This is a genomic window from Mesorhizobium sp. NZP2298 (genome assembly GCF_013170825.1).
Lineage (GTDB): Bacteria > Pseudomonadota > Alphaproteobacteria > Rhizobiales > Rhizobiaceae > Mesorhizobium.
In genome coordinates this window covers 5,821,355-5,844,457 of sequence record NZ_CP033365.1, presented here as the reverse complement: position 1 = coordinate 5,844,457, position 23,103 = coordinate 5,821,355, and the positions used below count along the sequence as shown (strand labels likewise).

General features: G+C 64.3%; 17 protein-coding genes. 4 read left to right on the top strand and 13 right to left on the bottom strand.

Annotated elements, in window-relative coordinates:
- Positions 1–6: 6 nt before the first annotated feature.
- The 4 genes from EB231_RS28215 to EB231_RS28200 all read right to left on the bottom strand — a co-directional run bounded on the left by EB231_RS28215 (position 7) and on the right by EB231_RS28200 (position 4,939).
- Positions 7–1,548, bottom strand: a complete 1,542-nt coding sequence (locus tag EB231_RS28215; RefSeq protein ID WP_172351700.1) for a trimethylamine methyltransferase family protein — start codon at positions 1,546–1,548, stop codon at positions 7–9.
- Between the two features lie 22 nt (positions 1,549–1,570).
- Positions 1,571–2,539, bottom strand: coding sequence for a D-2-hydroxyacid dehydrogenase (locus EB231_RS28210; protein ID WP_172351699.1), 969 nt, complete (start codon positions 2,537–2,539; stop codon positions 1,571–1,573).
- Between the two features lie 8 nt (positions 2,540–2,547).
- On the bottom strand, positions 2,548–3,456 hold the full coding sequence (locus EB231_RS28205) for a dihydrodipicolinate synthase family protein (RefSeq protein ID WP_172351698.1): 909 nt from the start codon (positions 3,454–3,456) through the stop codon (positions 2,548–2,550).
- Between the two features lie 64 nt (positions 3,457–3,520).
- Complete coding sequence (locus tag EB231_RS28200; RefSeq protein ID WP_246740738.1) at positions 3,521–4,939, bottom strand: MmgE/PrpD family protein; 1,419 nt, start codon at positions 4,937–4,939, stop codon at positions 3,521–3,523.
- Between the two features lie 167 nt (positions 4,940–5,106).
- Here EB231_RS28200 and EB231_RS28195 point away from each other — a divergent pair, with 167 nt between their 5' ends.
- The 4 genes from EB231_RS28195 to EB231_RS28180 all read left to right on the top strand — a co-directional run bounded on the left by EB231_RS28195 (position 5,107) and on the right by EB231_RS28180 (position 11,404).
- The gene (locus EB231_RS28195; protein ID WP_172351697.1) at positions 5,107–5,994 is read left to right on the top strand and encodes a LysR substrate-binding domain-containing protein; all 888 of its coding nucleotides are present in this window, start codon (positions 5,107–5,109) and stop codon (positions 5,992–5,994) included.
- A 194-nt stretch (positions 5,995–6,188) separates the two neighbouring features.
- Positions 6,189–7,844 carry an ABC transporter substrate-binding protein gene (locus tag EB231_RS28190; protein ID WP_172351696.1) on the top strand — a complete coding sequence of 552 codons (1,656 nt, stop codon included), beginning with the start codon at positions 6,189–6,191 and terminating at the stop codon, positions 7,842–7,844.
- A 125-nt stretch (positions 7,845–7,969) separates the two neighbouring features.
- On the top strand, positions 7,970–10,390 hold the full coding sequence (locus EB231_RS28185; RefSeq protein WP_172351695.1) for a GcvT family protein: 2,421 nt from the start codon (positions 7,970–7,972) through the stop codon (positions 10,388–10,390).
- Between the two features lie 111 nt (positions 10,391–10,501).
- On the top strand, positions 10,502–11,404 hold the full coding sequence (locus EB231_RS28180; protein ID WP_172351694.1) for an SMP-30/gluconolactonase/LRE family protein: 903 nt from the start codon (positions 10,502–10,504) through the stop codon (positions 11,402–11,404).
- An 89-nt stretch (positions 11,405–11,493) separates the two neighbouring features.
- Here the strand turns inward: EB231_RS28180 and EB231_RS28175 are convergent, their stop codons facing one another.
- The 9 genes from EB231_RS28175 to EB231_RS28135 form a co-directional block, all read right to left on the bottom strand.
- Positions 11,494–12,399: an allantoinase PuuE gene (locus tag EB231_RS28175; protein ID WP_172351693.1), complete on the bottom strand. Its 906-nt coding sequence runs from the start codon at positions 12,397–12,399 to the stop codon at positions 11,494–11,496.
- Between the two features lie 32 nt (positions 12,400–12,431).
- Positions 12,432–13,613, bottom strand: a complete 1,182-nt coding sequence (locus EB231_RS28170; RefSeq protein ID WP_246740737.1) for a pyridoxal phosphate-dependent aminotransferase — start codon at positions 13,611–13,613, stop codon at positions 12,432–12,434.
- Complete coding sequence (locus EB231_RS35255) at positions 13,603–14,016, bottom strand: hypothetical protein (protein ID WP_246740736.1); 414 nt, start codon at positions 14,014–14,016, stop codon at positions 13,603–13,605. The genes EB231_RS28170 and EB231_RS35255 overlap by 11 nt, the downstream gene beginning before the upstream one ends.
- A 149-nt stretch (positions 14,017–14,165) precedes the next feature.
- Entirely contained in the window at positions 14,166–14,978 is an 813-nt protein-coding gene (locus EB231_RS28160) for an NAD-dependent epimerase/dehydratase family protein (protein ID WP_172351692.1), read from the bottom strand.
- Positions 14,979–14,981: 3 nt separating this feature from the next.
- Entirely contained in the window at positions 14,982–16,184 is a 1,203-nt protein-coding gene (locus tag EB231_RS28155) for a pyridoxal phosphate-dependent aminotransferase (RefSeq protein ID WP_172351691.1), read from the bottom strand.
- On the bottom strand, positions 16,181–17,800 hold the full coding sequence (locus EB231_RS28150; RefSeq protein WP_172351690.1) for a hydantoinase B/oxoprolinase family protein: 1,620 nt from the start codon (positions 17,798–17,800) through the stop codon (positions 16,181–16,183). The genes EB231_RS28155 and EB231_RS28150 overlap by 4 nt, the downstream gene beginning before the upstream one ends.
- On the bottom strand, positions 17,797–19,893 hold the full coding sequence (locus EB231_RS28145) for a hydantoinase/oxoprolinase family protein (protein WP_172351689.1): 2,097 nt from the start codon (positions 19,891–19,893) through the stop codon (positions 17,797–17,799). Before EB231_RS28145 ends, EB231_RS28150 begins: the two co-directional genes overlap by 4 nt.
- Entirely contained in the window at positions 19,890–21,560 is a 1,671-nt protein-coding gene (locus EB231_RS28140) for a thiamine pyrophosphate-dependent enzyme (RefSeq protein WP_172351688.1), read from the bottom strand. Before EB231_RS28140 ends, EB231_RS28145 begins: the two co-directional genes overlap by 4 nt.
- Positions 21,561–21,676: 116 nt before the next feature.
- On the bottom strand, positions 21,677–23,083 hold the full coding sequence (locus EB231_RS28135) for an FAD-binding oxidoreductase (RefSeq protein WP_172351687.1): 1,407 nt from the start codon (positions 23,081–23,083) through the stop codon (positions 21,677–21,679).
- Positions 23,084–23,103 lie beyond the last annotated feature (20 nt).

Here is a 23,103-nt window from a genome sequence, read left to right as displayed (position 1 = left end):
GAGGTCCTAACCTTCCGGATTGGCGGCGATCTCCTCGCGGCGGTGCGCGACATAGGCGTCGAGTTCCTCGCGGATCGCGGGGTCCATCACCGGTTCTTCGTAATCGTGCAGCGCCTGCTGCCAGAGCTCCGTCGCCCGCTCCAGCGCATCCTTGCCGCCGGCCTCCTCCCAGGCGCCATGGTTCTGCCAGTTGGAGAGCATCGGCTGGTAGAAGGCGGTGGTATAGCGCGACATGGTGTGCTCGGCGCCGAAGAAATGGCCGCCGGCCGGCACCGACTTGATCGCTTCGAAGCCCAGGTCGTCTTCCTGGAACGGCAGCGGCCGCAGGAATTCCATCATGTTCTGCAGGATCTCGACGTCCAGCACGAGCTTTTCATAGGACGCTGTCAGCCCGCCCTCCAGCCAGCCTGCCGCATGGTAGATCAGATTGGCGCCGCCGAGCACCGCACCCCACGTCGCCATCTCGGTTTCGTAGGCGGCCTGCAGATCAACCACGTTCGAGGCATTCGCATTTGAGGTGCGATAGGGGAGGTTGTAGCGCCGCGCCAACTGGCCGGCGATGATGTTGGCCTTGGCATTCTCAGGCGTGCCGAAGGCCGGCGCGCCCGACTTCATGTCGACATTGGAGGTGAAGGCGCCATACATCACCGGCGTGCCGGGATTGACGAGCTGGGTCAGGACCACGCCGAACAGCGCCTCCGCGTTCTGCTGGCAGAGTGCGGCGGCCAGCGTCACCGGCGTCATCGCGCCCATCAGCGTGAAAGGCGTGACGGTCACCGGCTGGCCGTGCTCCGCCATGGCGATCAGGCCCTCCGCCATCGCATCGTCGAACAGGCGCGGCGAGTTGATCGAGATGATCGTGGTCACGCCAGGCGAGGCGCGCATCTCCTCGACGGAGATGCCGCGCGCGATCGCCATCATGTTGATGCCGTCCATGGCCCGCGAGCGGCCGATCGCGGTGCAGTGGAAGGAGAGGTCGCTCAGCGTCAGATTGGCATGGTAGGTGTCGAGATGGCGCGCATTCGCCGGCAGCTCCATTGGCGCCACCACCTGGTTGCCGATGATGTGGATGGCGTTGAAGTGGTGCGCCAGCCGGATGAAGTTCTGGTAGTCGGCAAGATTGCCCTGACGTCGACCGTTGATGCGGTCATGTACGTTGGGCGGGCCGGCCACCAGGCCGAAGACCAGCGAGTTACCGCCGAGATGGACCTGCTTTTCGGGATTGCGGCTGGTCAGCGTGAAGGAGGACGGCACCGCCCGCAGCGCTTCGCGCACCAGGCTCTCATCGATGCGGATGGTCTTCTCTTCGCGATCGACGATGGCGCCGGCGGAAGCGAACAGGTCCATCACCCGCTCGCTCATGACGCGGATGCCGAGTTCGGACAGGATGCGCATTGAGGTGTCGTGCAGTCGCTGCATCCGCTCTTCGTCGAGAAGCTGCATGGGCGGATAGGGATTCTTGACGCTCTGCCACGGCAGTTGCGCGATGCCGCCACCGCTGCGCCCGAGCTTCGATCTGCGGCCGCCGCCGCGCCTGTCCTGTGACATCGGATTTATTCCTTCCCGGCTTTCAATAGCCGCGCTCCGGACTGACCACATTCTCCAGCGGCTCGCCGCGGCGATAGCGCGCCAGATTGTCGGTGAACATGCGCACCGACTTTATGTCCCAGCCGTCATAGACCGCCGCGCAATGCGGCGTGATGGCGACGTTGTCGTAACCCCAGAGAGGATGCTCGGCGGATAGCGGCTCGGTCGCAAAGACGTCGAGCGCCGCCCCCTTGATCCGCTTGTCGTCGAGGGCTTCGAGCAGCGCCGTCTCATCGACCACGCCACCGCGCGAAATATCGATGAGCACGGCGGAGGCCTTCATCGCGGCGAAGGCCGCCTTGCCGAGCAGGCCGCGCGTGGTCGGCAGCAAAGGCACGCAGCAGATAATGAAATCGGCACGGCCCACGAGTGGCAGCAGCGCGTCAACGCCATGAACCTCATCCAGGTTTGGTGTCGGCTTGGGGCGCGCGCGGATGCCCAGCGTGCGCATACCCATCGCCTGCGCCCGTTTGGCGACGGCCTCGCCGGTCTTGCCAAGGCCGATGATCAGCACCGTCTTGCCTTCGATCGGCTCGACGCGGCCGCTGCCCCACTGTCGTGCCTGCTGGCGGCCCGCAAAGCCGCGCAGGTCGAGCGAGAAGGACAGCATGGCGCCGAGCGCATATTCGGCAAGCATGCCGGCGGCAACGCCCGCGGCGTTCGTCACCGTCAGCCGCTCCGGGTCCCAGTGTCCGAGATGATCGGTGCCGGAGCCACCCACCGAGACCCATTTCACGGTTGGGCTTTCGACCAGGGCCTGGCGCGGAAAGCGCGGCGTACCGTCGAAGCGGACGGAATAAACCACCTCCGCCGCCACGCGCTCGATCAGCTCGGGCAGGGCGGCGTAACTGTCGCAAGCATGGATCGCGAGGTCCGGATGCGTCTCCATCAGCACGGCCAGCGCCGCGGCCGGCCGGTCTGTGTGCAGGATGACGGATGGTTCAGCCGACATGATGCCGCTCAGTTCCGGCCAATGTGATCTGCCGAAGAGCCGAGCGCCGCGAGCAGTTTCTCACCGCTTTCGAGCGTTGCATTCTCGTGTGGAGCGCGCAGGTTCAGCCAGCGCTGGTCGCCGGAGCGCACCGCCAGCACGGCCTTCATTGCCGGGATCAGACCGGCATCCTGGATGATCTTGCGGAACGCCTTGATCGTCGCATCCGCCTCGGCAATGTCCTCCCCGGCCAGCGTACGCTCGTAGAGCGAGCGGATGGCCGCGGCGTTGAGGTTGACCGTGGCCGAGATGCAGCCTGCCGCGCCGCTGGCCAGGCCCTTGGTCAATTGCGCTTCAGAACTCGGGAACACCGCAACCTCGGGGGCGGCGGCAATCACCGCTGCCGTGTTGTTCCAGTCACCGGCGCTGTCCTTGTAGGCGACGACCGTTTCAGGAAACGCCGCACTCAGCCGGGCGGTCAAGGCCGGGCTCACCGGCACACCGGAGTTCTGCGGAATGTGGTAGAGGATCATCTTCATTGCCGGGTTCGCAACCCGCTCGATCAGTTCGCTGTAGTAGCGTGCCTGGCCGCTGTCGCCGGCGGCGGTGTAGAAGAAGGACGGCAGCACCATCACTCCGGCACAGCCGAGCCCGACCGCGTGCTTCGACAGTTCGACGGTTTCGGGCAGCGCGGTGACGCCGGTGCCGGGCATCAGCCGGTCTGGCGAAATGCCGGCTTCGATCAGCCACTCCAGCGCCCGCATGCGCTCACCCAGCGAGAGCGACAGTGCCTCGCCGGTGGTGCCGAAGGGGGACAGGAAATGCGCGCCCTGGTCCAGCACCCATTTGGCATGGGACACAAAGAGATCGCGTGCGATGCTGCCGTCGTCAGCGAATGGCGTCAGGATCGGTGCGATGGTTCCTTGCGGGCGGGTCATCTGTGTCCTCTGTGCGTGATGGTATTCGATGCCGTGTGTGACCGCCGCTGCCGCCGTCCGGCCGCTACCACGCTGGCCGTTGCAGCATCCTGGTGATGACAGGAGGATCGTAGAGCAATGCCGAGAGATCGCTGAAGAGGCTGTCGCGGTCGCTGAGCGACAGCACCGCGTCGCGGATCGCCTCGGCGCGGCCCTGTCCGAGCACCGGTGCGGCGAATTCCATGTACTTGGCCTCGATTTCGGCTTGCGTTAGCGGCGCCTCCGGTCCGCCGCGCGCATGGACGTCGCCCGAAGCGAGGATCCGCCCATCTGATGTCGTGATCGCCACGTCGGCCCAGCGGCCCGCCGGAAAACGGGCACTGTGGCGCTCCGACTCCAGGACCGTGATGCGGCTCAGCATATCCGCCACGGCGGCATCCTCCAGGCCGCTGCCGGAAATGTGCTCGAGTCCGATACGGCCATGGACGATAAAGGTCGCGACGGCGAAGCGCAGGCTGTACTGCGCCTTCGAGGTCGTGTCCGGCATGCCGTCGAACAGCGTTGCGGCATAGTGGAAACTGTTCACCTCGACGTGGCTGATGTCGGAAGGCGCGAGATGATGCACATGGCAGAGCCCGCGCGTCGCGTCGATCGCGGCATGCGCCCAGCGGCAGATCGGGTACGGCTTCACATACTGATGCAGCACCTGCCAGAAGGCACCGAGATCCTGCCAATGCGGCGCGACCTCGGGTTCCTCGATCGTGATCGCCGGCGCGCCGGTAAAGCCGCGTTCGGCGAGCACGGCCGCGGACAGGCCGATCAGCGTGCCGATGCCCGAGCCGTCATGCAGCATCGTCGGGTTCGCGATCTCGCGCATCATCTGGCTGCGTGGGCCGTGATATTCCGCAATGCCAAGCGCCTGGCGCAGTTGATCGTCGCCGAGCCGCCGCAACCTCGCCGCCACCGCGACGACGCCCAGCGCATTCCAGGCGCCCGATGTATGGTAGTCCGACACGGTCGCGTGCAGCGCGATGCCCGCCCGCCCGGCAATTTCGTAGCCGACGACCAGGGCCGCCAGTGCCTCCGGCCCGCCAAGGTCGGGGCGTGCTTCGGCAAGCGCTGCCAGCGCCGGCACGACAGCGACGCCGATATGGCCCTTGGTCGGGCTGTATCCGTCATGGCCGTCGAGATTGTCGATCTGTGTCGCGGCCGCATAGGCGGCTCCCGCGATGCTGGCACGGCGTCCATCGAAAAGCATGCGTGCCGAATGCCGCGGGTCGGTAGAACCGTAGAGAAGTGCTGCGGTGTCGCGGGCAATCCGGCCCGCTTCCATCGGACCGGCGGCAACGGCAATGCCGATTGTGTCCAGCAGGAGGTAGCGCGCCTGCTCGAGGACGGAGGCGGGGAATGCCGCCGCCGGCCGCCGTAACACGAAATCAGCCAGGCGGACGGTAACGCTGGTACTCGCGTCAGGCCCTTCACGCCGATGCGACGGCACAGCCACTTGCATTACTCCCCTCTGCGTCACGACATCATTAATTTGGGTTCATCGCGCTTTCACGCAATTAGTTCGGCGGCATTGGCCAAAAAAATTCACGTCTTGTGGTCGGTCACGATTGAACGCCAGCCCGTCTGTGGGATAGCTATCACTGCGTCTTGCAGGAGTTAGCGATGAAGCCGCCACCCCCGTTGAACTATATCAGATCCTTTGAGAGTTCGGCCCGGCATCTCTCCTTCACCGCCGCTGCCAACGAACTCGGATACACGCAGGCCGCGGTCAGCACGCATGTCCGCGCGCTCGAACATTACATCGGACGGCAATTGTTCATCCGCTATCCGCGCAGCCTCAAGCTCACCGAAATGGGCGAGGCCTTCCTGCCGACCTTGCGCCAGGCCCTCGATCAGATCGACCAGGCAACGGAGGCGATCGTAACCTCGTCGCGCAACCGCACCGTGGTCGTCTCCTGCCCGATGAGCCTGGCGGAGAACTGGCTGGCCGGCTGCATGGCCGCGTTTCGCAAGAAGCATCCCGAGATCGAGATCGTGCTGCACGGCACGATCTGGGAGGATATGAGCGAGCAGATCGCCGACATCACGATTTCGACGCGGCGTTTCGACGACCGTCCGCCCGCCGGCATCCCGCTTTGGAACGACGAACTGCTGCTGCTCTGCGCGCCTTCGCTGCTCGAAGGCGAGCATGCCGTGAAGGCGCCGGCAGATATCCTCAAGGTGGATTGGATCTTCGTGCATGGCCGCCAGGAATACTGGCAGGTTGTTGCCACCGCGCTTGGCGTCGACATGGACGACCACGACAAGGGGCTGTCGACGAACGCCTCCAACATCGCGCTCGAACTCGCTGCCATGGGGGCCGGACTGGTCGCCACCCAGCGGTCGCTTGCCCATGCCTATCTGCGTCGCGGACTGCTCGTCGAGCCCTTTCCGGTTCGGCCGCCAAGCCCCTGGAATTACTACCTCACCGAGAGCCAGCTCTCGAAAGGAAACATCGCTCGCATCGTGCGCGAATGGATCCTGTCGCGAGCGCGCGAAGACGGCGCCTGACAGCCGTCCGCGAGCGGGCAGCAGGCCTGCGCTCAAAAATTTGACACGCCAATGGCATCGTTTTTTTAGGTCTTTAGGGCCGGGTTTTGGCGGTTCTTCACGGCTTGAGCCCTTCCGGGATTTTTGCATCACCCCTAACATGGATATCGCAAGGGGAATGTAACGGGCGGAAAGCCCTGAACCGGAGAACAACGATGACAATGTTCAAGAGCAACGGTGACCGCGTCCCGGCGGTCATCGAAAGCTACGCAGCCGAAGTCAAAAGCGGTAAGATGGATCGCCGCGAATTCCTGGCCATGGCAAGCGCGATGGGCGCGTCCACGGCGTTCGCCTATTCGATGGCCGGTATTGCCCCGGCCAAGGCCGCGACGATCGTGCCCGGCAAGAAGGGCGGCATCCTGAAGATGCAGATGATCATCAAGGACATGAAGGATCCGCGCTCCTGGGACTGGTCCGAGATCGCCAACGTCATGCGCCAATGCAACGATTACATGATCCGCTACACCACCGACTTCACCTTCGAGGGACATCTGGTCGAGAGCTGGGAAGTGAGTGACGACGCCACGCAATACACGCTGCATCTGCGCAAGGGCGTGAAGTGGTCGAATGGCGACGACTTCAACGCCGACGACATCGTGCACAACATCGAACGCTGGTGCGACAAGGCGGCCGAGGGCAATTCGATGGCCGGGCGCATGAACTCCCTGATCGATCCCGTTACCAAGAAAGCCGCGGCTGGCGCCATCACCAAGGTCGACGACCACACGGTGAAGCTGAAATGCAATCAGTCCGACGTCACCATCATTCCGGGCTTTTCCGATTATCCGGCGGTCATCGTCCATCGCGACTTCGACAAGAACGGCGCCGACATGCTCAAGACGCCCGGCACCGGTCCCTATGAGCTGATCTCGTACAAGGTCGGCGAGTCGGCCTCGGTGCGGCGGCGCAAGGACTTCACCTGGTTCGGCGGCGAGCCCTATCTCGATGGCGTCGACTGGACCGACTACGGATCGGACGCGTCCAACCCCGCCATCGGCAGCGCCTTCGAGGCCGGTGAGATAGATTGCAACTACCAGACGGTGGGCGGCACGGTCGACCTCTATGACAGCATGGGGCTGGTCAAGGAGCAGGTGGTCACCGCCGGCACCATCGTGCTGCGCACCAATGTGACCAACAAGCCGTATGACGACAAACGCGTGCGCAATGCCATCCAGCTCGCTGTCGACAATGAGACGGTGCTGAAGCTCGGCTACAGCGGCCTCGGGCAGGTCGCTGAGAACCACCATGTCTGTCCGATCCATCCGGAATACTACGCGCTGCCGAAAGTTCCGCGCGATCTCGCCAAAGCCAAGGCGCTGATGGCCGAGGCCGGCCAGACGGATCACGAGTTCGAGCTGATCTCCTACGATGCGGACTATGTGAAGGACCCGGCCGACGTCGTCGCCGCGCAGATGCGCGAGGCCGGCTTCAAGGTCAAGCGCACCATCATTCCGGGCTCGTCGTTCTGGAACGACTGGACGAAATATCCGTGGTCGACCACCGATTGGGGCATGCGGCCGCTCGGCGTCCAGGTGCTGGCGATTGCCTATCGCAGCGGTGAGGCCTGGAACGAGTCGGGCTACGCCAATCCGGAATTCGACAAGAAGCTCAGCGCGGCGCTCGCCGTGGCGGACGTCGACAAGCGCAAGGAGCTGATGAAGGACGTCGAATCCATTCTGCAGGACTCCGGCATCCTCGTCCAGGCGTTCTGGCGTTCGCTGTACCGGCACCACGCCACCTATGTGAAGAACCTTGGCATGCATCAGACATTCGAACTGCAGCTGGATAAGGTCTGGCTCGACAAGGCATAGGTCGGTTCAACCACAGCAAATATCTCGGGGGCGCATGTTGCGCCCCCGAACTCGCCGGGCGACTGCGATCGACCAGTCAGCTAAGTCAAACGCCAGGATAAAGTCGCCGTACAAAGGGAAGAAACATGCGTACTCATGCACAAGCCGTCGTCATCGGCGGCGGTCTGATCGGCTGCTCGATCCTCTATCACCTTGCCAAGTTCGGCTGGACGGATGTCGTCCTCCTGGAGCGCAGCGAACTGACCTCCGGTTCCACCTGGCATGCGGCGGCAAACATCCACGGCTTGCACGATTCCACCAACATCAGCCGCCTCCAGCACTACACCATGGCGCTTTACAAGGAGCTGGAAGCCGAGACAGGCCAGGGCTGCGGCATCTTCCAGCCGGGCTCGCTCTATCTCGCCCAGACCGAGGCACGCGAGCATCAGCTGAGGCTCCAGGAAGCCAAGGCGCGGCGCTACAAGATGAATTTCTACGAGGTCGCGCGTGACGAGGCGGAGCGGCTGCATCCGCTGGTCGACTTCGACGGCATACGCTGCATCATGTACGAGCCGGAGGGCGGCAATGTCGATCCGTCCGGCGTCACCGCCGCCTACGCCGCCGGCGCGCGCCAGCGGGGCGCCGAGATCCATCGCTTCACACCGGTCACCGCGACCGAGGCCCAAGCAGACGGTAGCTGGATCGTGCGCACGCCGAAGGGCGACATCCACACGCAATGGGTGGTCAACGCCGCCGGCCTGTGGGGCAGGGAGGTCGCCGCGATGGCTGGCCTGCAGCTGCCGCTGATTCCGACCGAGCACCAGTATTTCGTGACCGAGACCATTCCGGAAATCGCCGCCATGGGCCGCCGCTTGCCTTCGGTCGCCGATCGCGACGGCGAGTACTATCTGCGCCAGGAAGGCCTTGGGCTGCTCATCGGCGCCTATGAGCGCAAGATGAAATTCTGGGCCGAGGACGGCACGCCGCTGGACTTCGGCCACGAACTGTTTCCCGACGATCTCGACCGTATCGAAGAGAACATGCTGCGCGCGATCGCGCGTGTGCCGGCCGTCGGCACAGCCGGCGTCAAGAAGGTCATCAACGGGCCGATGATCTGGTCGCCGGACAGCGCGGTCCTGTTCGGGCCGGTGCCCGAACTCAGCAACTATTTTTGCTGCAACGGCATCATTCCCGGTTTCTCGCAGTCGGGCGGCATGGGCAAGCTGGCAGCCGAGTGGATGATCGAGGGTGAGCCCTCGCTCGACATGTTTGCCTGGGACATGGCGCGCTTCGGCCACTGGGCCGGCAAGGCCTTCACCAAGGCTCGCGTCCAGGATCAGTACAGCCATCGCTTCAAGATCCATTTCCCCAACGAGGAACGCGCCGCCGGGCGACCGGTGCGGACCAGGCCCGCCTACGACATGCAAAAGGAAATGAACGCCGTCTTCGGCCTCAATTTCGGCTGGGAGCACCCGCTGTGGTTCGCCGCCGAGGGCGAGCCACGCGAGGAGACGATCGGCTTCACGCGCCAGAACTGGTGGGAACCGGTGGGCCGCGAGGCGCGCATGCTGCGCGAACGCGCCGGCATCATCGACATCTCCAATTTCGCCAAATACGAGGTCAAGGGCACTGGTGCCGAGGCCTGGCTCAATGCGCTGTTCGCCAACCGCATGCCGGCAAAAGTTGGCCGCTCCTGCCTCACGCCGCTGATCGGCAAGCGTGGCGGCATCGCCGGCGACTTCACCGTGACCAGGCTCGCCGACGACGAATTCATGGTCATCGGCTCCGGCATGGCCGAGCGCTTCCACCAAAGGTTCTTCAAGGCCGTTCCCTTGCCCGAGGGCACGACCTTCCGCTCGCGCACCGAGGAGCTCTGCGGCTTCAACGTGGCGGGACCGAGCTCGCGCGAACTGCTGCAGCGCCTGACCAATGAGGATCTGTCGAACGAGGCATTCCCCTTCATGCAGTCGCGCCGGATCGCCGTCGCCGGCATCGATGTGGTGGCGCTCAGGGTGTCCTTCACCGGCGATCTTGGCTGGGAGCTGCATTGCAAATCCGCCGACCAGGTCGAGCTTTACGATGCGCTTCTGAAAGCTGGCAATGAGGTTGGTGCCGGACCGGTCGGATCGCGCGCGCTGATGTCGCTGCGCGTCGAAAAGGGCTATGGCAGCTGGAGTCGCGAATATTCGCCCGAATATTGGCCGCAGGAGGTCAAGTTCGATGGCCTTGTCAAAATGGACAAGGGAGCGTTCCTGAACCGCGATGCCTATGCCGCCATCGCCGGCAAGCCGGCGCGCGATGAACTCATCATGCTGTCGATCGATGCCAGGGACGCCGACGCAACCGGCGGCGAACCGATCTTCCTCACCGATGGCACGCCGATTGGACAGGTGTCTTCGGGCGCCTATGGCTATTTCGTCGAGAAGTCCCTGGCACTCGGCTATGTCAAGGCCGGCTCGGCCAAGGCCGGAGACAAGGTCTCGGTCGCCATACTGGGAAGGCCGCATGAAGCGATCTTGCTGCCGCATCCGCCATTCGACCCCGAAGGCAAGCGGTTGCGCTCATAGAGACCCGACCATCCCTCCATTTGACGAACTGACGAAAACCGTGACCGGCCGGAAACGCCGGCGAAGCTGAACGAGGAAGATTTCGACCATCTGAAAACAAAGGGGAATCGCATGATCAAATGGCATCTGCTGGGCACCATGCTTGCCCTGGCCCTCACATCCTCCGCGCATGCGGGAGACGTCAAGGTCATCAATGAAGACGCGTGGTTCGCCGAAGGTCCGATCTGGTATCAGGACAAGCTCTTCTACGTCGAATACGGCCGCGGCACAGTGACTGTATGGGACGGCAAGAAGAACGAAATCTTCTGGAAGATGGACGGTTGCGGCCCTTCAGCGGTGTTGCCGACGAGCTCTGGCGAGTTTCTTGTTACCTGCTACGACAGCAACTCGATCGGCCGCATCTCCGCCGACGGCAAGACGCTGCCGGCCTATGACAAGGACACGGACGGCAATCCGTTCAGCGGACCGAATGACTTCGCGCCCGACAAGGATGGCGGCATCTACTTCACTGGGTCCGGCAAGGGCGGACCGCTGATCGACGCCTCGGCCTACTACATCGGCAAGGACGGCAGCGTGAAGAAGGTTGCCGGCGACCTGCACAATGCCAATGGCTTGGTCATGTCGAACGATGGAAAAATCCTCTACCTGGTCGAGACCGAGGATAACAGGATCATCGAGTTCGATGTCCAGCCCGACCACGGCCTGAGCAACCGCCGCGTCTTCCTGCACCTCGATGATCTGTTCCCGAACCAGCCGCATATCTGGCCCGACGGCATCAAGATGGACAAGGCTGGCGAGATGTATATCGGCCAGAGCCCACGCTCGCTTGATGCGCCAGGCAAGATCATCGTCGTCGACAAGGACGCGAAGCTGCTGCGCACGCTTTCGGTTCCGTCGCCATCCATGCCGAATTTTGCCTTCGGACCGGATGAGAAGGTGCTCTACGTGATGGCTCTCGACCAGATCGATGCAGCACCCTGGCACGGCAAGGTTTACGAGGTTCCGAATAAGTAGGGTGTTGCCGGCGGCCAGAGCAATTCCAGGAAAAGTGCGAAGCGGTTTCCGTCCGGAATTGCGTCAAAACAATGCCGCCGAATGCTTTCTCAGCCGCCGAACCGATTCAGCCAATGTTGGGCAAGGTCGGAGCGGCGGCAGATCCATATGTCCGGATTGGCCCTGATCTTGTCGAGGAAGCGGGCGAGCCCGATCATGCGGCCCGGCCGGGACGCCAGCCGGCAGTGCAGCGAGACTGTCATCATGCGCGGCGTCTTTTCGCCTTCGGCCAGCAGCCAGTCCACGCCATCGCTGACATATTCGAAGAACTGGCTGCCTGTCTCCAGGCCGGAGCCGCGCGAGAACCGGCTGTCATTGTTGTCGAAGCTGTGCGGGACGACCAGATGCCGCTTGGCATCGACGTCGACAAAATAGGGCAGGTCGTCATTGTAGTCGTCGCAGTCGAACAGGAAGCCGCCGTGCTCCACCACCAGCCGCCGCGTGTTGAGACTGGGCCGGCCCGTGTACCAGCCGAGCGGGCGAATGCCGGTGATCCGCTGGACGGTGTCCGCGGTCATGGCAATGTGCTGGCGTTCCTCGTCCTCGCTCAGCGGCGCGTAGTCGATCCAGCGCCAACCATGGCAGACGATGTCGCTGCCAAGTGCCGCGATCGCCTTGCCGGCGGCCGGATTGAGTTCGAGCGCTCGCCCGACGACGTAGAAAGTCGGGATGATGTTCTTTTCCTGGAACAGCGAAGCCAGCCGCCACACGCCGACGCGCGAGCCGTATTCGTAGAGCGATTCCATGTTGCGGTTGCGTAGACCCGGCGCCGCCGGGGACACGGCAAGGTCCGACAGGATCGCCTCGGAGACGCCGTCGCCCTCGCCGATGCTGTATTCGGCGCCTTCCTCATAGTTGACGACGATGTTGAGGGCGAGCTTGGCGCCGCCGGGCCACTGCGCGGCCGGCGGCTTGTCGCCATAGCCGATGAAGTCACGGGCGGGCAGGTACGTCATCTCTCAATCTCCCCAGGATGCAGTCGCCGGATCTATTCGCCGCGCATGTCGATCAGTATGCGCAGCGCCCGATCCATCATCTCTTGCGGGCCGACCGTCGCGCGCAAACAGTCGGTGAGCCCGTAACCCCCCAGGCTCCGCAGGATGATATCGGCACCGCGCAAGCTTCTCTCGGCCGCCTCCGCGGCGGCTGCGCTGGAGAAGCGGATCAGCACGAAATTCGTCCGGCTTTCGGGAACATGGTACCCGGCGGACCGCAGATCATGCGCAAACCGATCGCGGATCACGGCCGTGCGGGCCACTGTTTGGCGCATAAAGACCTGGTCCTGAACGGCCGCGACCGCCATTGCCAGGCTCGGCGTCGTGACCTGGTTCGAATTCTGCATCTTGCGCACTTGCGCCCCGACCGAAGGTGCAAACAAGCCCCAGCCGACGCGCGCCCCAGCCAGGCCGTAGGCTTTGGACAGGGTGCGCAGCACCACGGTGTCGCCGCGCAAGGCAAGCGCGAAGATCGGTCCGGGGTCCTGGTCGTCGAATTCGCCATAGGCCTGATCGATCACCAGCAGCACGTCCGGCCGCAACGCCGCGCGCAGCCGCAGCAGTTCGCTGTTGCCGATACGGGTGCCGGTCGGATTGCCGGGATTGCAGACGAAGACGATACGCGTTGCTGGCGTGACGGCAGCCAGGATGCTGTCGATCGAAACGGTGAAATCGCGCTCTTCTGCCTTGACGTAGACCGCACCGACGCGCGCGGCGGCCGATGCTGCGAAATTGTAGGCATAGGCGGTGCCCAGCACCTCATCGCCTGGTCCGGCGAATGCCGCGACGGTGCAACTGATCAGCTCCATCGAACCGGCGCCGCACAGGATCAGGTCGCGCTCGACCCCATAGGCTTGCGCGATCGCCCCGCGCAGTGCCGTCCAGTCCGGGTCGGGATAGAGATGGCTGCGGCCAATCGCGTCCTGGCCGGCGGCGATCGCCTTGGGGCTGGGCGGAAAGGCGCTCTCATTCTGAGCAAGGGTAGGCCCGTCATAGCCGCCGAAATTCGCAAGCGCGAAGGCGGACATGGCCTCGATATGGGTGGCTGCTTTCAACGGCACGCTGCATCCATCGAAATTCGGATGTCGATCATCTCGCGCACACCCCTTTTGTCGGACCGGCTCGGGCAAGCTACAATCCGCCGGCATGTTCACAAGCAAAAACTTACCGCGCAATGGCTCCGAAATTCTGGCCCTTGTTGTGCGATGCGCTTGTCATCCGGCAATGCCACTTCTGTCGTCGGCGAGGCGGACCGTGCGAAGCAGCGCGGCGCGGCCTGCTCGTTCTCCAGCGGGCGCGCGCCGGCGTCAGGTATTGCTGCACTCCCGAGCGGGCGAGCACGCCCGACTTCAGCCGCTCGTTCTTGCCGTAATCCTCAGCGGGGTGGAAGAACAGGCGCGGCGTCTTGTCGATCTCTGCCAGTCTCTTGCCGTAGGCCTCCAGATAGGCCTGGCGGCCTTCGTCGCCGACACGGTCCGGCATGTGGGCGACGAAGGGCGGCAGCGCATCGAAGCCCGAGTAGCGCAGCAGACCGTTGTGCACGGGCCACAGCACGGCATACGAATCCGATGCCGACATCGGGCGTGATGCCGGATTCCGCGGCGCAGCGTTCGACGATGATGCGCAGCCCATGCGTGATGCTGGGCATCAGCAGGCGCGCCTATTTGGGCGGCGCGGCTGCCTGAAAGCGAGCCACCGTCTTACCGAAACGGCGGCCCGCTCTATAGTCAGGCGGGCTTGTCGTCCGGATGGCCGAGTTCGCAGAACCAGCCGCCGAGATATTTTACCGACGGTCTTTTCGGATCGGGAACGGGGGTCTTTGCTTCCACCGCGGCGCGGAACGGCTCGGCGCTGTCCTGGGGGATGAACCCCAGATGTTTGGCGCCGTTGTTGTCGACCGTCTTCACCTTGTTGTCTGAAATGCCGAAGGAGATCGTGTGGCCGACGCGCGGCGCGGTAAGCGATGCCTCGACCAGGCGCACGCAGTCGGCAAAGGAAAGATATGACCACAGCATGCGCCGGTCCGCCGGTTCGGGGAAGGACGAGAAGATGCGTAGGCACACCGTCTCTATGCCGAATTTGTCCCAGTAGAGTCGGCTGAGGCTCTCGACGAAATTCTTCGAGACGCCGTAGAGGCTGTCAGGGCGCACCGGCGCGTCGACGCCGATTTGGGCCTCGACCTCATGATAGCCGATCGCATGCACCGAGGAGGCGTAGATGATGCGCTTCACGCCGTGTTTCCGGGCGCCTTCGTAGATGTGGTAGGAGCCGCGTATGCTGGAATCCAGGATCGTCTGCCATTCGCATTCGAGCGGCGCGCCGCCGAAATGCACGATTGCATCGCAGTCCCTGGTGGCCGCGATCGTCGCTTCCATGTCGGCGAGATCGAAGACCGCTTCCTCTTCGTGAGGCGCGAGATCGCCGAACGGTTCACGCCCCGCCAACCGGATCGTTTTCGCCAGCGGCACCAGCCCCTTGCGCAGTTCCGAACCGAGGCGGCCGGCGGCGCCGGTGATCAGGATACGTTCGTAATGTGGCATCATCTACTCCACTTGCGCGACAGCGGCATTGATCCGCGCGATCGCCTCGGTCAGCACCTCTTCGCTGGTCGCGGTCGAGATACGAAAATAGGGTGAAAGTCCATAGGCCATGCCCGGCACTGATGCCACGCGGCCTTCGACCAGAAGATAGTTCGCCACCGCCGCATCGTCCTCCAGCACGACACCCTCGGGCGTCTTGCGGCCGATCAGGCTGGCACAGCCGATATAGGCATAGAAGGCGCCATCCGGCGGCGACAGCGTCAGCCCGTTGATTTTCCTGATCCCATCGACAACGAGGTCACGGCGCGCTTCGAAGGCTTGCCGGAAGCGCGCCACTTCGTCCTGCGGACCGTTGAGCGCGGCGACCGTCGCCGCCTGCGCGATGGAGCAGACGGAGGTGCAGGACTGGCTCTGGATGGTCGACATCGCCTTCACCAGCGGCGCCGGTCCGGCCGCATAGCCGACGCGCCAGCCGGTCATCGCGTAGGATTTCGAGACGCCATTGACGATCAGCGTGCGGTCCCTGAGTTCCGGGCAGGCCTTGCCGAAGGAAACGAACTTGCGGCCGTCGAACAGGATGTGCTCATAGATCTCGTCGGAAAGCACGAGCACTTGCGGGTGCCTTGCCAGAACCGCGCCCAGCGCTTGCAGATCCGATTGCGAATAGACGGCGCCGGACGGGTTGCCCGGCATATTGAGGAAAAGCCATTTGGTTCTCGGCGTAATGGCCTTCTCCAGCACATCAGGCGTCAGGCGGAAACCAGATGTCTCCGGGCATTCGACGGTGACAGGCGTGCCGCCGAGCAGCTTCACCATTTCGGGATAGGAGACGAAATAGGGCGCCGGCAGGATCGCCTCGTCGCCGCTCTCCAGCGTCGCCATCAGCGCGTTGAAGATGATCTGTTTGGCGCCGTTGGCCACCACGATGTCGTCGGCCGTGTAATCCAGCCCGTTCTCGCGTCTGAATTTGCCGACAATGGCTTCGCGCGCTTCTGTCGTGCCGGCCGCACCGGTGTAGAGCGTCTGTCCTGCCTTCGCCGCGAAATGGGCGGCGTCGATGATGTGGCTGGGCGTCGGGAAATCCGGTTCGCCCAAGCCGAGATCGATCACGTCGACGCCCTTGGCGCGCAGCGCCTTGGCGGCTTGCGAGGCAGCCATCGAAGCCGAAGGCTTCACCGCCGATAGGCGCGAGGCAATGTAGCTCATTTGCCGTTCTCCGAAATGTATTCCTTGGAGCGGTCGTTCGCCCGCGCCTCGGTGCTGCGTTTGGCCGGATCGCCGTAGCCGCCGCCGCCAGGCAATTCGAGGATCAGCCGGCGCCCTGCCGGGACGTGCTGCCAGCCCTTGGGCCGCATCTGCGTGCCATCGTCCAGTCTGACCACGCCGGCGACGCCAGGCTCGCCGCCATTGCGTCCATGGGCGGGGTGATTGACGCGGTCGAACATGGCCGAGAAATCGAATTCGTGGCCTTCCAACGCGGCGATTTCGATGACTTGTCCGAGGCCGCCACGGAACTCTCCGTCGCCGCCGGAACCCGGCCGCAGTTCCTTGCGCCAGATGACAATAGGACCGGTGTGCTCGGTCGCCTCGATCGGCATCGTGTGCACGCCGGACGGGAAGGCGGTCGCCGACAGGCCGTCGAGTCCAGGCCGTGCGCCCATGCCACCGGAATTGAACATCAGCACTTCGGCGCGCCGGCCCGAACCGCCCGCGACCGGACGCACCGAGATGTGGATGTTCCACAGCGCGCCGGCACCTTCGGCGAGGATCTTGCCCGGCAAGGCCTGGGAGAGCGCGCCCAGCACGAGATCGGGGACCATGTGGCCGAAAATGTGCCTGAGCGCCACCGGCGCCGGCCGCACCGCGTTCAAGATGTTGACCGGCGACGTCACGGTGAAGAAGGCGAGCGAGGCGGCGTTGTTGGGAATGTCGGGCGCCACCACGCATTTCAGCGCGTAGCAGGCATAGGCCTTGCTGTAGATGATCGGGCAGTTGATGCCCCACCGGCTCATCGCATCGGTGCCGGTGAAATCGACCTCGACATGGTCGTCGCGGACCGACACCTTTGCCACCAGCTTCACCGGTGCGTCATAGCCGTCGGTGACGAGCTCGTTTGACCAACTGCCCTTCGGCAGCGCCTTGATGCGTTCGAGCATGGCGTCGCGTGTGCGCGAGAAGATGAAGTCGCCAAGGCCATCAAGTGATGCCAGGCCAATCTCCTTCATCATATCGACGAGGCGCCGGTGGCCGACTTCGTTGCAGGCGGCGAGCGAATAGAAATCGCCGACCACCTGGTTCGGTTCGCGGACATTGGCGCGCAGGATCCGGACCAGGTCGAGATTGACCTTGCCCTTCTCCGCGAACTTCATGATCGGGATCTGGATGCCTTCCTCGTAGACCGACTTGCCGTCGGCGCCGAAGCCGCGCCCGCCGACATCGACGACATGGGCCGTGCAGGCGAAGAACGCCACCAGCTCGCCATTCAGGAAAGACGGCGACACCATGGTGATGTCGTGCAGATGGCCTGTGCCCAGCCAGGGATCGTTGGTGACATAGGTGTCGCCCTCGAACATGGCCTCGCGCGGGATTTCATTCATGAAATGCAGCACGGCCTCGGCCATGGTGTTGACGTGGCCGGGCGTGCCGGTGACCGCCTGCGCCAGCATCTGGCCGCGCGGGTCGAACACGCCCGCCGACAGGTCGCCGGACTCGCGCACCGAAGTCGAGAAGGCCGTGCGCAGCAAGGTAAGCGCCTGCTCCTCGACCACCGAGATCAACCGGTTCCACATCACCTGCATGCGGATTTCGCTGATGTCGCTCATGACTGGCTGCCTTTGCGGACCAGAAGGATTGCGCCGTCGCTCTGGATGACGGCGTCGAAGCTGGTGGTGACGACGGTGGACGTCTCGCGTTCGACAATGACCACGGGACCGGCCACGCGGTCGCCGGCGCAGAGCGCATCACGTTCGACGATGCCATAGATTTGCGGTTCGCCGCTCGCCGGATCGAACACCGCGCGCGTGGTGGCGGGCTGGCTGGTTCGCGTGCCTGCCGTGAGTTCATGCCTGGCGACATCAGGCCTGACATCGGTCGCCTTGACCGACCAGGTGACGATCTCGATCTCCAGCCCGTCGAGCCCTTCGATGGCGCGGCCGAAGAAGCGCTGGTAGTTCGCCTCGAACAGGTCCTTGAGCCTTGTCACGGCATCCTCGCCGAACGGCTCATCCGGTACAGCCACCGGGATTTCCCAGCCCTGGCCGGCATAACGCATGAAGGCGGTGATTTCGCAGGTGATGCTGCCGCTGGCGCCGCTGCGCACGAAGCTTTCGGCTGATGCCTTGAGGTCGCCGAGCAAGGTGTTGATCTCCTCCGGCTTGAACCGCGACAGGCGGGTCAGCTTCGACGCCAGCGCCTCGTAGCCGAATGGTGCCTTGAGGAAGCCGATCGCCGAGCCGACGCCCGCACCCTTGGGGACGATGCAGCGCTCGATGCCGAGTTTTTCGCAGAGCCTTGCCGCGTGAAGCGGGGCAGCGCCGCCAAAGGCAATCATCAGATTGTCGGAAATGTTCTTGCCGTTCTCGACCGCGTGGACGCGGGCGGCATTGGCCATGTTCTCATCCACCACCTCGCAGATGCCGAAGGCCGTCGACATGGCGTCAAGTGACAGGCGCTCGCCGACATCGCGCAGGATGGCCTGTTCCGACGCCGCCGTGTCGAGCCGGATCGCGCCGCCGGCGAAATTGTCGGGGTCGAGCTTGCCGAGTACCAGGTCGGCGTCGGTGATTGCCGGGCGCTTGCCGCCGCGGCCGTAGCAGGCAGGCCCCGGCTCCGATCCGGCGCTTTCCGGTCCGGTCTGGATCCGGCCCATGGCGTCGACCCAGGCGATGGAGCCACCGCCGGCGCCGATCTCGATCATCTCGATGACAGGGATCGAGATCGGCATGCCCGAACCCTTGCAGAAGCGGTAGGTGCGCGCCACCTCGAAGGTTCTGGCCGTGCGTGGCGCAAAGTCCTCGATCAGGCAGATCTTCGCGGTCGTGCCGCCCATATCGTAGGAGACGACCTTTTCCAGGCCGAAGCGCCGGGCGATGTCGGCGGCGAAAATGGCACCGCCGGCCGGGCCGGACTCGACCAGGCGCACGGGAAATTCGGAAGCCGTTTCCACCGAGATCAGGCCGCCGCCCGAATGGATCATGAAGACCGGGCACTCGGCGCCCATCTCCTTCAGTCGCGTCTGGAAGCGGGCGAGATAATCGGCCATCTGCGGCCGCACATAGGCGTTGGCGCAGACCGTGTTGAAGCGCTCGAATTCGCGCATCTGCGGCGACACTTCGGCACTGAGCGAAATCGGGATGTTGAGGTGGCGGGAAAGGATCTCGCGCGCACGGCGCTCGTGAGCCGGATTGGTGTAGGCATGGATGAAGCCGATCGCCACCGAGCCGAAGCCGCCGGCCGCGATCTGCTTCGCGATCTCCTCCAGGGCGGCTTCATCGAGCGGCTTCAACTCCTGTCCTTCGGCGCCGATGCGGCCCTTGACCGTGAAGCGGTGCTCGCGCGGGATGAGCGGCGTTGGAAGTTGCAGGTTCAGATCGTATTGCTCGAAACGGTTTTCAGTCCGCATCTCGATCACGTCGCGAAACCCTTCGGTCGTGACCAATGCTGTCTTCGCGCCGCGGCGCTCGATCAGGGCGTTGGTGGCGAGCGTCGTGCCGTGGATGACAATGCCGATCTCGGAGGGTGAAATGCCGGCATCGCGCGTGACGACCGCAATGCCGTCGAGGATCGCCTGCTCGGGCGCCGCATAATTGGTCAGCACCTTGGTCGAGAACAGCGTTCCCCGGAGGTCAAGCGCGATGTCGGTGAACGTGCCGCCTATATCAGCGCCAAGACGGATGTCGTCGGTTCCGGAGGTCATGCCTTGGCCTTCTGCGAAGCGAGAGCGGCTTCGCGCATCTGGGAGAGGGTCTGCCGGGGTGTCAGCGCTTCGGGCGAGATGGCGATATCGAGAACGGCGCCCGTCGCCGAATCGAGCGCGCGACCGAAGGCAGCGGCGAAATCCGCCGTCGTTTCGACCCGCTCGGCATGGAAGCCATAGGCCTTCGCCAGCGTGACGAAGTCCGGGTTCTCAAGCGAGGTTCCCGAGACGCGGGCCGGGTAGTTGCGTTCCTGGTGCGCGCGGATCGTACCGTAGATACCGTTGTTGATGATCAGCACGATCGGCTGCGCGCCGGCTTGCATCGCGGTGCCGAGCTCCTGGCAGTTCATCTGGAAATCGCCGTCGCCGGCAAAGCAGACCACCGTGCGTTGCGGGAATGCGACCTTTGCCGCGACGGCCGCCGGCAGGCCGTAGCCCATGGCGCCGGATTGCGGCGCGAGCAGCCGCGCCCGCGGCCCGAACTTGAAGAACTTGTTCGGCCACACCGTGAAATTGCCGGCGCCGTTGGTGAGAATGACGTCGGCGGGCAAGGTCTCGCGCAGCCAGGCGCTGACCGCCACCATATCCACCGGGCCAGGCTGGATGGGCGCCGCGAATGTCCCTTCATAGGCTCGGCGCGCCGACGCGCGCCACTCCGTCCAGCCGCCCTTCACCGGCGTCAATGCCTTGGCGAAGGCGTTCGGGCCGGCGTGGATGCCGATTGCCGGCACATAGATCTTGCCGATCTCGCGGTCGGAGCCGTGGACATGGATCAGCTTCTGGCGCGGCTGCGGCACCGACAGCAGCGTATAGCCGTCCGTGGTCATCTCGCCGAAGCGCACATTGACGGCCAGCATCACATCGGCATCGCGGATCAGGTTTTTGACATGCGCCACCATGCCGACACCGGCCTCGCCGACGAAGGCCGGCGAATGATTGTCGAATTGGTCCTGGTAGCGGAAGGCCGCCACGACCGGGATGTCGGAAGCCTCGGCGAAAGCCTGCAGCGCCGTGCGTCCCGCCTCTGTCCAGTTGGCGCCGCCCATAAGTAGGACCGGCCTCTCGGCTGCTTCCAGCAACTTGAGTGCCGCAGCCATCGCGTCCTGTGCCGGAGCGGCTTCGAAGATTGCGGCTGGCCCGCTGAGCGGGGCGGCTTCAGTCAGGCTCGTCAGCATGTCTTCCGGCAGCGCGACCACGACGGGGCCGGGCCGTCCAGTCAAGGCGGTGGTCCAGGCCCGCGCCACGATCTCGGGCAGGCGGGAGACGTCGTCGATCTCGACTGCCCATTTGGCGACCGTGCCATAGACGGCCCTGTAGTCGATCTCCTGAAAGGCCTCGCGGCCCCTCATGTCGGTGCCGACCTGGCCGACGAAGAGGATCATCGGCGAACTGTCCTGCATGGCCGTATGCACGCCGATGCTGGCATTCGTGACACCTGGGCCGCGCGTCACGAAGCAGATGCCGGGCGAGCCGGTCAGCTTGCCATAGGCCGAAGCCATGAACGCCGCGCCACCCTCATTGCGGCAGAGCACATAGTCCAGCTTCCCATGTGTGTCGTGCAGCGCGTCGAGAACGGCCAGGTAGCTTTCGCCGGGCACACCGAAGCTCTTGGCCGCGCCAAGAGCGATCAGGCATTCGACAAGAAGGCGGCCGCCATTGCGGATCATGTTTTCGGCATCCTCGGTCTGGCGGCAAGCGGATCCGGCCTGCCTTTCGGATTCATACGTGCACGCTGGCGGATCGGGACGAAATCAAGAAATGCGGTCTATTCGAAAGTTTTTCTTTACTTGGCAGTCCGCACCAGAACGCCGGGGTTCATTGCGCCCAATGGATCGAATGCGCCCTTCAACCGTGCCATGAGGTCCCGCTCCACCAGACCGCGATTGCGCTCGGCCAGGGCGATCTTTGCCCGGCCAAGCCCGTGCTCGGCCGCGAAACTGCCGCCCATTTCCGTGGCAAGCGCCGACAGCGCCTCGGCGAACTGCCCGGCCTTGCCGTTGAAGTCGGCGCGACCCTCCGGTGGCGACAGATTGTAGTGGATGTTGCCGTCGCCGAGATGGCCGAACGGGTTGATCCGCACGCTAGGCAGAATCTCGTGGCAGAGCTTGGCGCCGGCCTCGACAAAGCGGGCGATCGCGCCCGGCGGCACCGAGATGTCATGCTTGAGCTGCTCGCCCTCCAGCCGCTGCCCTTCCGGCTGCTCCTCGCGCAACCGCCAGAACTGCGCCCGATGCGCGCCCGATGTCGCCAGCGCACCATCAAGGACGAGGCCTTGCTCCATGCCCCATTCCAATGCCGAATTCAGGATCTCGTCCAAGGGAACGCGGGGCGAGCCGGAAGCCAGTTCGACGAGTAGATAAACGTCACCGCGTGCCTCCAATTGATAGGCGAGATCAGGCAGGTGCTTGAGAGCCAGTGCCAGGCCGACATCGCTGAAGAATTCGAGGCCGGAGAGGAATTCGCTTGCCTCGCCGCGCAGGAAGGCGCCGAACGAAACGGCGGCGGCAAAGTCGGGCATGACCAGAAGCGCGCTCGCCTGCTGCCTCGGCGTGGGATAGAGCCGAAGCACCGCGCGTGTCACGATGCCGAGTGTGCCTTCCGCGCCGCAGAACAACTTGCGCAGCTGATAGCCGGCATTGTCCTTTTGTACCGCGCGCAGTCCGTCCCATACCGCGCCGTCCGGTATCACGACTTCGAGGCCGAGCACGAGATCCTGCATCATGCCGTATCGGAAAGCCTGGCTGCCGCCTGCATTGGTGCCGATCAGCCCGCCGATCCTGGCGCTGCCTTCCGCGCCGAGATGCATGGGAAACATCAGGCCATGCGGCTCCAGCGCATCGTGCAGCGCGGCAAGCACGACGCCAGCTTCGACGATGATCGAGCCGCTCTCGAGATCCGGTTCGCCGATCGCCGCCATGCGCGAGAGCGAGACGATCACCGCGTTCGGCTGCTCCGCGACGGCACCGCCGCAAAGCCCTGTATTGCCGCCCTGCGGCACCACCGCCAATCCGGCCTCCCGGCATGCCACGACGACCGCGGCCACCTCAGCGGTGTTCGCTGGCCTGGCAACGCCCAGCGGCGCAACGCCATAGCGGTTGAGCCAATCGCGCTGGTAGGGCTTCGCATCGGCGCCCGAAAGCCAGCCTTTCGGTCCGAGGATATCGCGCAACGCGGCGGTCGGGTCAGTCATGGAAATCCCTGAAGGTTGTG